Below are 12,198 nucleotides of genomic sequence, written 5' to 3'. Positions count from 1 at the left end.
GCGCGCTGCACACCGACCTGGGGAGGAACGGTGGCGCGCTGACAGGACTCGGACGCCGGAGTACTCCGCCCTCGGGCTCATCGCTCGGCATCGCGCGGATCGGCTCGGCTTCGCTCGGCTTCGCTCGGCATGGCTCGGCATGGCTCGGCATCGCGCGGATCGGCTCGGCATGGCTCGGCATCGCTCGGGCTCTTCGCCCGGATCGGCGCGGCCGCGGAGGCTGGCGGCGCCGGCCCGAGCGAGGTGATCTGCCGAAGCGAGGGCGGGTGCGGGCGATTCGGTCCTCGCTCCGGCAGATCTCCTCGCTACGGGCCGGGCCGGGCCGGGTCGGGCCGGGACGTGATCGGGCCCCCCACCCGGCCCTCGACCAGGCTCCCGCCCGGCCCCCCGCCCCTCGACCCACCCCTCCCGCAGAAACCCGCGAAAAACCCCACGAAGACCGCTGCGGATGCGTGAAAACGGCCTCATCCGCCCGCTACGCCCGCGGCGTAACCGGACACGCCGCCTTTTCGCGTCGTAAAACCCCGTAAATCCGCGGAATGTCGGGGAACGTGGGTATATTCGAGCACGGTCGATCCGACCAACCGAGGGCCAAGCCCCCGGGTCGAAGTCAAGCAGCGGCGAATCTCGCCGCTTGGAGGACAACCACATGGCCGACAAGTCCATCACCAAGACCGAGCTCGTCGCGAGCATTGCCAGCGCAACCGGACAGAGCCAGTCCGCCGTCTCGAGCGTGCTCGACTCCCTCTTCTCCACCGTGTCCGAGGCCGTCGCCAAGGGCTCGAAGGTCTCCATCCCGGGCTGGATCGCGTTCGAGCAGGTCGAGACCTCTGCTCGCACCGGCCGCAACCCCCAGACCGGCGCCGAGATCCAGATCCCCGCGGGCAAGCGCGTCAAGGTCACCGCAGGTTCGAAGCTGAAGGCAGCCGTCAAGTAATCGACGGAAGACCCGCGAAGGAGGACGCCGCTCGGCGTCCTCCTTCGTCGTTCGCGCCTAGGCTTAAGCGGTGACCACGACGCTCCCTCCCCGCGGCGTCGATGCCGCGCGCGGAGGCGCGAACCGCCCGGGATCGCCCACGGTTCTGCGGTTCGCGGGACCGGCGATCCTCTTCGTGACGGCGATTCTCGCTCTGGTCGCCGCGCTCCTCTACGGCGGGGGCGCTGCGCCGCTCGCGATCGCCGACGCGGGTCCCGTGGTGCGATGGGGACTCCCCATCGTCACCCTCGTCGTCAACCTCTCGGCGGCCGGGTTGGTCGGCTCGCTCGTTCTCGCGCTGTTCGCGCTGAAGCCCGAGGAGCGCGCGTTCGATATCGCGCTCGATACCGCATCCGTTGCCGCCGCCGTGTTCACGGTCGCGGCCGCGGCGACGGGCTTTCTCACCTTCGTCAATGTCTTCAATGCCGCTCCCAGCGCCGACGCGGTGTTCGGGCAGCAGCTCGGTCGATTCCTCGTCGACCTGGAACTCGGCCGCACCTGGCTCATCACGACCATCGCCGGGGCCGTCCTGACGGTGCTGACCTTCGCGGTGCGCTCGTGGACGCCGACCCTCATCGTCGCGCTGCTCGCCACGGCGACACTCGTGCCGATGGGCACCCAGGGGCACTCCGGCGAACTCGCGAACCACAACATCGCGACGCTCTCGCTGGTGCTGCACATCATCGCCGCGGCCGTGTGGCTGGGCGGGCTGCTCCTGCTCGTGCTCATCCGTCCGGTCATGGGGAGCACCCAGCTGACCGGAGTGCTGCGTCGTTACTCGAGCATCGCGCTGGTGGCGTTCATCGTCGTCGCGATCTCGGGAACCGTGCGCGCAACGGTCAGCCTCGGGTCGCTGCCGGCGCTGTTCTCGCCGTACGGAGCGATCCTGATCGTCAAGGTCGTCGCCCTGGTCGCGATGGGCGTCCTCGCCGCCTGGTATCGCCTGCGCCTGATCGGACGATTGACGGCGGATGCGGCATCCCGGAGCTTCTGGATGCTGATCGGCATCGAACTCGCGCTGATGGGCATCGCGAGCGGGGCGGCTGCGGCGCTCGCGCGAACGGCCCCGCCGACCGACCAGACTCCGCCGATCGCCCAGACGCCGGCGCAGTTCTTGACGGACGCGACCGTTCCCCCGGAGCTCGGTATCGGCCAATGGTTCACGTCGTGGAACATCGACCTGCTGTGGGCGTTCGCCGCCGGGTTCGGGCTGTTCTTCTACCTCGCCGGAGTGTGGCGGCTGCACCGCCGCGGCGATCGCTGGCCCATCTACCGCACCATCCTCTGGGTGCTCGGGATGCTGCTGCTGCTGTGGGTGACGTGCGGACCGATCAACGTCTACCAGGACTACCTGTTCAGCGTGCACATGGGTGGCCACATGGCGCTCACGATGGCGATCCCGGTGCTGCTGGTGCCCGGTGCGCCCGTGACCCTCGCACTCCGCGCCATCCGCAAGCGTGATGACGGCACCCGCGGCGGACGCGAGTGGATCCTGTGGGCCGTGCACTCGCCGCTGTCGAAGGTCGTGACGCATCCGCTCTTCGCGGCCGCGAACTTCGTCGCCTCGCTCTGGATCTTCTACTACACCGACCTGTTCCGCTGGTCGCTGTACGACCACCTCGGGCACGAGTGGATGGTCGTCCACTTCCTCATCACGGGGTACCTGTTTGTCCTCTCTCTGATCGGGATCGATCCGGTGCCCTACCGGCTCCCGTACCCGTTCCGCCTGGTGACGCTGGCGATGGTGATCGCCATCCATGCCTTCTTCGGCATCGCGATCATGATGCAGACCGGCCTGTTTGCGGCGGAATGGTTCGGGTCGATGGGGCGCACGTGGGGGCCGACGCCGCTGGAGGACCAGTACATCGGCGGCGGCGCGGCCTGGTCGATCGGCGAGATCCCGGCCCTCATCATCGGCATCACGGTGGCGATCCAGTGGAGCCGCAGCGACGACCGGCTGCAGCGCAGCAGCGACCGTCAGGCCGATCGCTCCGGTGATGCGGAGCTGCACGAGTACAACGCCCGGCTCGCGGCGCTCGCCGAGAAGGACTCCCGCGCAGCTCGGTGAGCTTTGCCGGGCGCTGACGCGCGCTGGGGCCGGGGGGCGGCCCCGAGCCTCGCCGGGCGCTCAGCCTCGCCGGGCGGCCTTCAGTCGAGGTCGGAACCGCCGAGCCGAATCGACGCGGTGCCGTCGGGCAGCACGGAGATCGTGCCGTTGACGACGAACGGCACGTCCTCGGCCACGGGGTACAACGCGCCGTCGAACAGCGACCGCACCGTGAGATCGATGTGGGCGGTCGCTGCCGTGTCGGGGATGCGCCATCCGGCACCGTCGGCGACCACGCTGATCTCGGGCTGTTCCGTGATCGTCCACTTTGGCAACTGCTCGACGCGGTTGCGGACCACGAAGCCGAATGGGCATCCGGTCGGCTGCAGCACCTGCTGGGAGGTGCAGTTGGTGAGGAACTCCTCGACGCGCTGCTGCACGACGTCGATGAACTTCTGTGTGGGCTCGGCCTGCAGGGTCACGGGCACGTTCACCATCGGCGCGTCGGCGAGCACGGCCATCCCCGGCGTCTTCGCGATCGGGGTGTCGACCGAGATCGAGTACAGGCCGGGCGAGAACACCAGCATCGACACGGGGGCGAGCGGGTCAGCGTCGGCCCCCTCCGGCGACACCTGGCGCTTGTCGAGCGAGAAGGAGTTCACCTCGAACGTCATCGAACCGGCGACCGACACCTTCATGACCGCGAGCGGGCTCTGCGCGAATCGCCAGGACGGGGCGAGGCCGATGGTGCCGTTGCGCGCGATCCGGAACGAGGTGGTCGCGCGGTGCCCGCCGGCTTCGTACCGGGCGCTGACGATCGTCGTGTCGCCATCCTGCACCTCGCCGGTGATCTCTGCGTCATCGAGGTCGCCGAGCGCGGCGCTGCGCAGCAGGGCATCGGATGCGGACTGCGGCAGCCGCGCGTTGGTCAGCTGCCGGCCGTCGAGCGTGACGCCCGGCATCGCGAGCGCATCGGCGGCGCGACCGGACTCCAGCATCGACAGGTAGCGGAGGACGAAGGCGGACGGACTGTAGAACTCGCGGTAGAGCGCGGCGGTGCCCGCTGCGAGCGCGCCGAACAGCAGAACGCCGATGAGCGCGAGGATGCCGAGGTCGAACGTCCGACCCCGGGCGCTCCGCATCCGCCCCCCGGTCGTCGCATTGCTCACGCGGTCAGTCTAGGAAACCCTCCCCGCGAGAACGTGGGGAGTCGCCACGGGGCGCAATGTGTGCTGTGGACGGCGGACGCGCGGGTGTGGACGGCCCGATTCTGCGCATCCGCCCGCCTACCATGGGAGGGATGAACACGCCGCCGCTCTCTGCCGAGCAGGAGGCGCTGTTCCGGCTCATCGAAGACACGCGCGAGCACGTGTTCGTGACGGGACGCGCCGGCACCGGAAAATCCACGCTCTTGCAGCACCTCGCGTGGAACACCGCGAAGACGATCGCCGTCTGCGCGCCCACCGGCGTCGCCGCGCTGAACGTCGAGGGCCAGACGATCCACTCGCTGTTCAAGCTGCCCATCGGCCTCATCGCGAACACCGAGCTCGATCAGTCCGACGCGACCCGCAAGATCCTGAACTCGATCGACACCCTCGTGATCGATGAGATATCGATGGTCAACGCCGACCTGATGGACGGCATCGACCGCTCGCTCCGCCAGGCGCGTCGCCGCCGCGCCGAGCCGTTCGGCGGCGTGCAGCTGATCATGTTCGGCGACCCGTACCAGCTGGCACCCGTGCCGCCGCGCGGTGACGAGCTGCGGTACGTCAACGACCACTACCGGTCGTTCTGGTTCTTCGACGCGCACGTCTGGGCGGGTGAGCCATCCGACGACGGTCTGGTCGACCTCGGCCGGTTCGGTGCCGAGCTGCACGTGCGTGAGCTCCGCGACATCCACCGCCAGGCCGATCCGGGTTTCAAAGCTCTGCTGAACGCCGTGCGGCACGGCCAGGTCACGGCCGACATGGCGAAGATCCTGAATGACACCGGCGCACGTCGGCCCCCCGAGCCCAGCGCCGACGAACCCCCCATGATCACGCTCGCCACCCGCAACGACCGGGTGAACGCGATCAACCGGCGCCACCTCGAAGCGCTCGCAGGTAAGGCGCAGACGGCACGCGCGGAGATCAGCGGCGACTTCGGTCGCGGCGAGGCGAACTATCCCGCGGATGCGGAACTGCAGCTGAAGCCGGGGGCGCAGGTGATGTTCCTCCGCAACGACATCCAGCCGCACGGCGAGGGCCCGCGATGGGTCAACGGGACGATCGGCACGGTCGTGAAGATGCGCGGAGGGTCGGTGCGGGTCGAGGTCGACGGCCGCGATCACGACGTCGAACCGGCCGTCTGGGAACGTTTCCGCTACGCCTACAACCCGGCAACCCGGTCGCTGAGCCGCGACATCGTGGCCGAATTCACGCAGTTCCCGCTGCGGCTCGCCTGGGCCGTCACGATCCACAAGTCGCAGGGCAAGACCTACGAGCGCGCCATCGTCGACATGGGGGCCGGCGCCTTCGCGCCCGGGCAGACGTACGTCGCGCTGTCACGGCTGACATCGCTGGACGGGCTGTATCTATCGCGACCGCTCCGCCCCTCGGACGTGCGGGTCGACCCCGACGTGGAGCGGTTCATGCGGAGCGCGCGCGCCGCCACCTCCTGACGCCGGGCGGGTGCTGCGGGGGCGGCGTGGCGGGTGCTGCGGTGCGGGCGCGCGGTGCGGCGTGGCGGGTGCTGCGGTGCGGGCGCGCGGCGCGGGCGCGCGGCGGTGTGGGTGCTGGCGGCGGTGCTGCGGTGTCGCGAGATTCGGAGATGCGGCGAGATTCGGACCGGATCGGGGCGCAGCATCCGAATCTGGTGACATCTCCGAATCTGGTGACCGGAAGCGGTGGCGTGAGGGCTGCCGGACGGGCCACGGGGACCGGATGCGGAGCGGCCTGACCGGATGCGGTGACGCAAGGGCTGCCGGACGGCTACGGCGACCGGACGCCGAGACGGCGACCGGATGCGGGTACGCCCGCGACTGGATGCGGATGCGGAGCGACCGGGTACGCCCGCGACCGGAGGCGGAGCACCCGCCCGGGCGGGTCAGGCGACGGCGGACTCGGCCTTCGCGCGCGCGAGGTCCTCGAAGAGTTCGGTGTTGAACCGGTATGCCTGCAGGACCTCGTCGATCACGCGCTCGCGCTCGTCGTCATCCCACGGCACGGCGTCGAGCTGGAGGCGGTAGACGTCCTTGAACGCCTTCGGGTCGGCGATGTCGCCGAAGATGTAGAAGCCGATGCCGTTCGTGTCGAATCCGAAGCGGCGCTGCATGAGCTTGCCGATGAAGAGCCCGCCGGACAGGTCGCCCAGGTAACGCGTGTAGTGGTGCGCGACGAAGCCGCCGGCCCAGGTCGCGCCGACCTGGCGGATGCGGTCGACGTAGCGCTGCGTGGTCGGGAGGGGGACGATGCGCTCGCGCCAGTCCGGGCCGACGAGGAACTCGAGGTCGGCCTCGAGAGCGGGCAGCCGGGTGAGCTTTTCGGAGATGAAGACGGATGCCACGGGGTCGCGCCGCATCCGATCGGCCGCTCCTTCGAGCGCCTCATAGATAAACCAGTGCTGCGCCACGAGATTGATGTAGTCGTCTCGGGTGCCCTCGCCCTTGATGAGGTCGGACATGAATCCCGCGCCCTCGCTGCCGGAATGGGCGCCGCTGGAACGCTCGCGGAGGGCTGCGGAGAAGGAGATCGGCTCGCTCATGCCGCCACTATACCTTCAGCTAAGCAGAACCTAACCTCTGAGTTTCTTCGGGTGTCGCTGAGTGTCCGCGAGCCCGCAGCCGCTCAGTGGGGCCGAGGGGTGATGCCGAGGCGACGGCACGCTTCCTCGTACAGGGCGACGACCTCGCGCCGCACCTCGGGCCGGGCCGTGATCGGGCCACCCGGCCACGGAACCCGGAGTTCCGCGGTCTCGCCGCCGGCGGTGGTGACGACCCAATCCCCGCCGTCGCCGTCGAACCCGGTCATGCGTGCCGACTCCGGGGCGGGGGGGTCGCCGAAGGCGCGGGCGATGAGGATGTTGTCGTCGGTGTGGTCGGAGTTCATGTGACCGAGTACCGCGGTGACGGTCTGGTCGTCGAAGGCGTGAGGCATCCCCATAGCGTACGGACCGTCGTGATGGTCCTGTGATGTGCGTGTGTTTGAATGCTGGAGCACGATCACGGGGGTGAGCATGCCGTTCCGCACCGGCCTCAGACGCGCCGCCACAATCGTGGCGGGCGCGGCCGTCGTCGTGCTCGCGATCAGCGGATGCAGCGACTCCCGCACCGTGACCGTGGATGTTCCCGAGCAGGTCGAGGCCGCCTTCCCCGCCGAGACGCAGGCCTCGCTCGAAGCCGCGGTGACCTTCGCGATGGCGGCGACCGGCTCCACCGGGGCCGTTGTCGGCGTGTGGGCGCCGTGGAGCGGTTCGTGGGTCGCCGGGGTGGGCGATGCATCCGCCGACGACGCGTTCCGTGTCGGAAATCTCACGCGTCCGATGACCTGCGACGTGCTCTACCAGATGGTCGATGCGGGAACCGTGTCGCTCGACGACGAGGTGCGCGAATACGTGCCGAGCGTCGCCGGACTCGCGAACGTGACGCTCGGGATGCTGTGCGATGGCACGAGCGGGCTCGGATCGTACGGCCCCGTGCTCGGCCCGGAGGCCGTGGAACTGCCCACCCGCGTCTGGAATCCGAACGAGCTCGCGGCGTACGGCATCGTCGGGTATGACCCGTCGACGGCGGGTGCCGCCTGGCGCGACTCCGACACCGGGTACGTGCTGCTCGGCCTCGCCCTGCAGAACGCGGCGAAGACCCCCGCGCCCACACTGCTCCAGCAGGACGTCTTCGGCCCGCTGGAGCTCGAGTCGACTTCGCTGCCGGTCGGCGCCGCCGCTCCGGCGGGCGACCCCGTGCTCACGGGGCTCCTGTCTCAGCCCGGCGCGGATGGTGCACTGAACTGCGCCGAACCGCGCGACATGACCGACCTGTCGGCGAGCATCGGCTTCACCAACAGCGGTGCCGTCTCGAACATCACCGACGTCGCGCGGTACACGCAGGCCCTGGCGGCCGGGTCGCTCGTCCCGAGCGGCATCGATCGTTTCGGCAGCCCGCAGCCCATCGCCGCTGATCAGCCCTCGTGGCTGACGACCGACGGCGGCGCGGTTCAGGCCGGGTCGCTGATCGGTCAGTTCGGTTCGATCCCGGGCTACATCACGGCATCCTTCGCCGATCCCGCGACCGGCATGACGGTCTCGGTCGTGCTGAACAACTCGGCGGCATCCGACCGGGTCGGCGCGTACCTCGCGTGGGAGCTCGCCGCCACCGTCTCGAAGGCGCCCGCCGCGAGCGGGCGCACGGCGCCGGATGCCGGTCTGCCGTGGACCGCGCAGCAGTATCACGACGCGATCGCCGCTTCGGCGGTCTGCCCGCTGCCCGCCTCGTGACCCGCCGGTGGGGCGCGGGCCCCGCGGTGGGGTTCGTCTTCGTCGGGCTGGCGTGCCAGGAGATCGGCGCATCGGTCGCCGTTCTGCTGTTCCCCGCGGTCGGTCCGCTCGGCATGGTGATGCTGCGCCTCGTGTTCGCGGCGGTCGTGCTGCTGCTCATCTCGCGGCCGACGCTGCGCGGACACGGCCGCTCCGCCTGGACGGCGGTCGTGCAGTTCGGCGTCGTGCTGGCCGTCATGAACGGCCTGTTCTACCTCGCGCTGGAGCGGCTGCCCCTCGGGGTGACCGTGACGATCGAGGTGCTCGGACCCCTCGTGTTGTCGATCGTCGCGGCGAGGCGCGCCTCGGCGTGGATCTGGGCACTGCTCGCATTCGCCGGCGTCGCCGCGCTCGGCGGTGGCGGGTGGGAGCGTCTCGACCTGCTCGGCGTGCTCTTCGCGCTCGGCGCCGCGGTTGCGTGGGCGTTCTACATCCTCTCGTCCGCGCGCGTGGGGCGGGAGTTCGCGCGCCTCGACGGTCTCGCTCTCGCGATGGCGGTCGGCGCCGTGCTGTCGCTGCCGTTCGGGATCGCGGATGCGGGCGCCGCGCTGCTGCGCCCCGATCTGCTGGCGCTCGGGTTCGCGGTCGCGATGCTGTCATCGACGGTGCCGTACGCGTTCGAGCTCGTGGCGCTGCGGCGGTTGGCCGCATCCGTCTTCGCGATCCTGATGAGCCTCGGACCCGCGATCGCATCGATCGCCGGCTTCCTGCTGCTGGGGCAGCACCTGAATCTGCTCGAGGGCGCCGGAATCGCGCTCGTGATCGTCGCGAGCATCGGTGCGGTGCTGACGGGTGCCCGGCGCGGCCCGGGTGGGGGGCGTTCGGGGGCGTCCGGCTCGAGTGCGGGGCGTTCGGGCTCGTCGGGCGAGTCGGGCCCGTCCGGCACGCCGGTGCCGCCCGCCGAGCCGCTGGCCTGACCGCGCTGCGCACCCGCCCCTTGACCGCGAGACGGGTTCTTCGCGCCGAAACCGTGGGGTAACCCCCCTGTCTCGGCGCGAAGATCCCGTCTCGCGGATGGAAGCCGGGCGCGGGCCGCGGGCGCGGGCATCAGCGCGACCCTCGGGCCGAGGGTCAGACCGAGAGGATCGTCTCGACCAGGTGCGGCCCGATCGGAGCGTCGACCTCGAGCACGACGCGGGTGCGGGCGCCGTCGTGGTGGCGCACGCCGAGGCGCTGTCCGCGCAGGTCGGCGATCGTCTGACCGCGCCCGGGACCGTGCGACACGTCGACCTCGACGGGCACGCGCGGCGCGCGCGTCGGCTGAGAGCCGCCCGCCGCGATGACCGCCGCCAGCGGGTCGTGCAGTGCGCAACTGCGCACCCCGTAGGTGGGCAGGTAGAAGTCGAAGTAGTGGTCCAGAATCTCGCCGACGGCCCGGACGAACGGATGCGGCGAAGCCAGCAGCATCCGCCGCTGATCCTCGTCGAGAGTGTGATCGAGGGTGACGTCGAGCGGCACGAGCGTGACATTCCAGTCGGCGCCGACCAGCGCGGCGGCCGCCTGCGGGTCGTTGTAGACGTTGGCTTCGGCGACGGGCGTGATGTTGCCGGCGGCCAGCGCTGCGCCCCCCATCGCGGTGACCTCGGCGACTCGACCGGGCAGGGTCGGGTCGAGTTCCAGCGCGTGGGCCAGATTGGTCATCGGACCGATCGTCAGCACATGCAGCCGTCCCTCGTAGGTGTGCGACAGGTCGACCAGCAGCTGCGCCGCGCCTCGCGGGTCGGGCTCGGCGGCCGCGCGGGGAAGTTCGACGCCACCGATGCCGTTCTCGCCGTGCACGTGACGAGCGCCGCCACCGTAAGGGTGGTCGAGGTGGTCGTGAGCTCCGACGGCGACGGGGATGTCTGCGTGCCCCGCGAGAGCGAGCAGATCGAGCGTGTTGCGGGCGGCTTGTGCGGCGTCGATGTTGCCGCTCACCGTGCCGATGCCGACCACTTCGACGGCGGGGGAGGCGAGCAGATACGCCAGTGCGACGGTGTCGTCGACACCGGTGTCGCAGTCGAGGTAGACGGGGATGGGCGTGGTCATGTCGTGCTCCTGGAGTCGGGCGGATCGGACTCCGTCGTCCGCGCGCCCGGATGCGGGCACTCTCTCGGTTATAGCCCGATCGTGTGTCGCGCACGTGACGCGGTGTGCTCGTGCGGGTGTGGGTGATGCGGTGCGGGTGCGGCTGCTCGTGAGACAGGTGTTGCGGCGGGCTGCATTCCGGCCCGAAGCGAGGTGATCTGCCGAAGCGAGGTTCGGATGCCGCGAATTGCTCCTCGCCTGGGCAGATCTCCTCGCTAGGGTCGGGGCTGAGGGCTGGGGTCGGGGCTGAGGGCTGGGGCCCGTGCACACGCCACGTGCGGTGCGGGAGGCCTCGTGACGGCTGGGTTTCCGGCCGGAAGCGAGGCGATCTGCCCGAGCGAGGTTCGGATGCCGGGAATCGCTCCTCGCTTGGGCAGATCTCCTCGCTAGGGCCGGGGCCGGGGCGGGGGCCGGGGCCGGGGCCGGGCCGGGGCGGGGGCTGAGGGCTGGGGCCAAGGGCACCGCGCGCGGTGGCGTGGTCAAATGGAGCTATGCCCGCTTCCTTCGGCCCCCTGTGCGTGGTGGGCAGCATCAACATCGACGTGACCGCATCCGTCGAACGACTTCCCGCTCCGGGCGAGACCGTGCTCGGCGGGGCGCTGCGTCGTGAGCCCGGTGGAAAGGGCGCGAACCAGGCCGTCGCCGCGGCGCGGCTCGGTGCCCGCGTGCGGATGATCGGCGCGGTCGGCGACGACACGGACGGCCAGCGGATGCTGCAGAACCTCGCCGACGCCGGCGTCGATCCGAGCGGAATCTGGCTGGGTGACACCCCCACCGGAACCGCGCTCATCACCGTCGACGAGACCGGCGAGAACCAGATCGTCGTGTGCCCCGGGGCGAACGACGATGTGACGGCGGATGCGGAGACCTTCTCGGACGACGAAGCGGTGCTGGTGCAGCTCGAGATCCCGATGGCGACGGTGGAGGCGGTGGCCGCATCCGTCTCCGGGTTCTTCGTGGTGAACGCGGCACCGGCTCAGTCGCTCCCGCCGGAGGTGGTGGCGCGCGCCGACCTGGTGATCGTGAACGAGACCGAGTACGCGCTGCTGCCCGAGCTGTCGGCGGCGCGACTCGTCGCGGTGACCTACGGCTCGGCGGGAGCCGCCCTCGTGCGGGACGGCGTCGAGATCGTGCGGGTGCCCGCGCCGCGGGTGCAGCCGGTGAGCGCGGTCGGCGCCGGCGACGCGTTCTGCGCGGCCCTCACGCTCGGCCTGCACGCCGGTTGGGAGCCCGAGCTCGCCCTGACGGCCGCGTGCGCGGTGGGGGCGGATGCGGTCACCCACCCCGAGTCGCAGCCGCCGCTCCGGGGTCTCGCGGCGTACACCTGACGCCCGGCGGCCCCGCCGCCCCCGACATCAGGTCGCCCCGCGCCACTTTCCCGCTCGCGCGCGACCTTCCCTCTCGCGCGCCACCTTCTCGCTGCGCGCCACTTCCGCGCGCTACCTTGCCGCCCGCGCGCGACCTTCCCCGCCCGCGCGCGACCTTCCCCGCCCGCGCGCAATCTTCCCGCCGCGCGCCACTTTCCCGCTCGCGCGCTACAGATCTGAGGCGCGTGAGCAGGAAAGTGGCGCGCGCGGGCACGGGGCTGGCGCCAGAGCGA

The 12,198-nt window shown here is 70.7% G+C and carries 10 protein-coding genes; 6 read left to right on the top strand and 4 right to left on the bottom strand.

All coding sequences use genetic code 11. The features are described from left to right. Positions 1-649 precede the first annotated feature (649 nt). Together LQ938_RS14800 and LQ938_RS14795 are read left to right on the top strand one after the other, a co-directional pair. Positions 650-937: an HU family DNA-binding protein gene (locus LQ938_RS14800; protein ID WP_047543944.1), complete on the top strand. Its 288-nt coding sequence runs from the start codon at positions 650-652 to the stop codon at positions 935-937. Between the two features lie 145 nt (positions 938-1,082). Continuing rightward, the gene (locus LQ938_RS14795; protein WP_223723329.1) at positions 1,083-3,044 is read left to right on the top strand and encodes a cytochrome c oxidase assembly protein; all 1,962 of its coding nucleotides are present in this window, start codon (positions 1,083-1,085) and stop codon (positions 3,042-3,044) included. Between the two features lie 80 nt (positions 3,045-3,124). On the opposite strand, the gene LQ938_RS14790 is transcribed toward LQ938_RS14795, so the two are convergent. After that, entirely contained in the window at positions 3,125-4,192 is a 1,068-nt protein-coding gene (locus LQ938_RS14790; RefSeq protein WP_223723277.1) for a hypothetical protein, read from the bottom strand. Between the two features lie 131 nt (positions 4,193-4,323). Here LQ938_RS14790 and LQ938_RS14785 point away from each other — a divergent pair, with 131 nt between their 5' ends. Further along, a complete protein-coding gene (locus tag LQ938_RS14785) occupies positions 4,324-5,682 on the top strand; it encodes an ATP-dependent DNA helicase (protein ID WP_223723276.1) in 1,359 nt (452 codons plus the stop codon). A gap of 425 nt (positions 5,683-6,107) precedes the next feature. On the opposite strand, the gene LQ938_RS14780 is transcribed toward LQ938_RS14785, so the two are convergent. Then, complete coding sequence (locus tag LQ938_RS14780; protein ID WP_223723275.1) at positions 6,108-6,764, bottom strand: biliverdin-producing heme oxygenase; 657 nt, start codon at positions 6,762-6,764, stop codon at positions 6,108-6,110. Positions 6,765-6,847: 83 nt separating this feature from the next. Further along, positions 6,848-7,156, bottom strand: coding sequence for a DUF2470 domain-containing protein (locus LQ938_RS14775; RefSeq protein WP_223723274.1), 309 nt, complete (start codon positions 7,154-7,156; stop codon positions 6,848-6,850). Between the two features lie 79 nt (positions 7,157-7,235). Here LQ938_RS14775 and LQ938_RS14770 point away from each other — a divergent pair, with 79 nt between their 5' ends. Both LQ938_RS14770 and LQ938_RS14765 read left to right on the top strand, forming a co-directional pair. Continuing rightward, on the top strand, positions 7,236-8,492 hold the full coding sequence (locus tag LQ938_RS14770) for a serine hydrolase domain-containing protein (RefSeq protein ID WP_223723328.1): 1,257 nt from the start codon (positions 7,236-7,238) through the stop codon (positions 8,490-8,492). Then, a complete protein-coding gene (locus LQ938_RS14765; RefSeq protein WP_223723273.1) occupies positions 8,489-9,448 on the top strand; it encodes an EamA family transporter in 960 nt (319 codons plus the stop codon). Before LQ938_RS14770 ends, LQ938_RS14765 begins: the two co-directional genes overlap by 4 nt. Positions 9,449-9,602: 154 nt before the next feature. Here LQ938_RS14765 and LQ938_RS14760 read toward each other — a convergent pair whose 3' ends face one another. Next, positions 9,603-10,559 carry a nucleoside hydrolase gene (locus LQ938_RS14760; RefSeq protein WP_223723272.1) on the bottom strand — a complete coding sequence of 319 codons (957 nt, stop codon included), beginning with the start codon at positions 10,557-10,559 and terminating at the stop codon, positions 9,603-9,605. A gap of 530 nt (positions 10,560-11,089) precedes the next feature. On the opposite strand from LQ938_RS14760, the gene LQ938_RS14755 reads away from it, so the two are divergent. Then, positions 11,090-11,926, top strand: a complete 837-nt coding sequence (locus tag LQ938_RS14755) for a ribokinase (protein WP_223723271.1) — start codon at positions 11,090-11,092, stop codon at positions 11,924-11,926. The last annotated feature ends 272 nt before the right edge of the window (positions 11,927-12,198 follow it).

Source organism: Microbacterium sp. cx-55, from assembly GCF_021117345.1.
GTDB lineage: Bacteria > Actinomycetota > Actinomycetes > Actinomycetales > Microbacteriaceae > Microbacterium.
Note: the sequence above shows the minus strand (reverse complement) of the source record. Positions and strands in the feature narration are given on the sequence as shown.

Excerpts from the sequence above, each read along its gene's own strand:
- LQ938_RS14800 (WP_047543944.1), top strand. The coding sequence starts at position 650 with ATGGCCGACAAGTCCATCACCAAGACCGAGCTCGTCGCGAGCATTGCC.
- LQ938_RS14785 (WP_223723276.1), top strand. The coding sequence starts at position 4,324 with ATGAACACGCCGCCGCTCTCTGCCGAGCAGGAGGCGCTGTTCCGGCTC.
- LQ938_RS14780 (WP_223723275.1), bottom strand. The coding sequence starts at position 6,764 with ATGAGCGAGCCGATCTCCTTCTCCGCAGCCCTCCGCGAGCGTTCCAGC.
- LQ938_RS14775 (WP_223723274.1), bottom strand. The coding sequence starts at position 7,156 with ATGCCTCACGCCTTCGACGACCAGACCGTCACCGCGGTACTCGGTCAC.
- LQ938_RS14770 (WP_223723328.1), top strand. The coding sequence starts at position 7,236 with ATGCCGTTCCGCACCGGCCTCAGACGCGCCGCCACAATCGTGGCGGGC.
- LQ938_RS14760 (WP_223723272.1), bottom strand. The coding sequence starts at position 10,559 with ATGACCACGCCCATCCCCGTCTACCTCGACTGCGACACCGGTGTCGAC.
- LQ938_RS14755 (WP_223723271.1), top strand. The coding sequence starts at position 11,090 with ATGCCCGCTTCCTTCGGCCCCCTGTGCGTGGTGGGCAGCATCAACATC.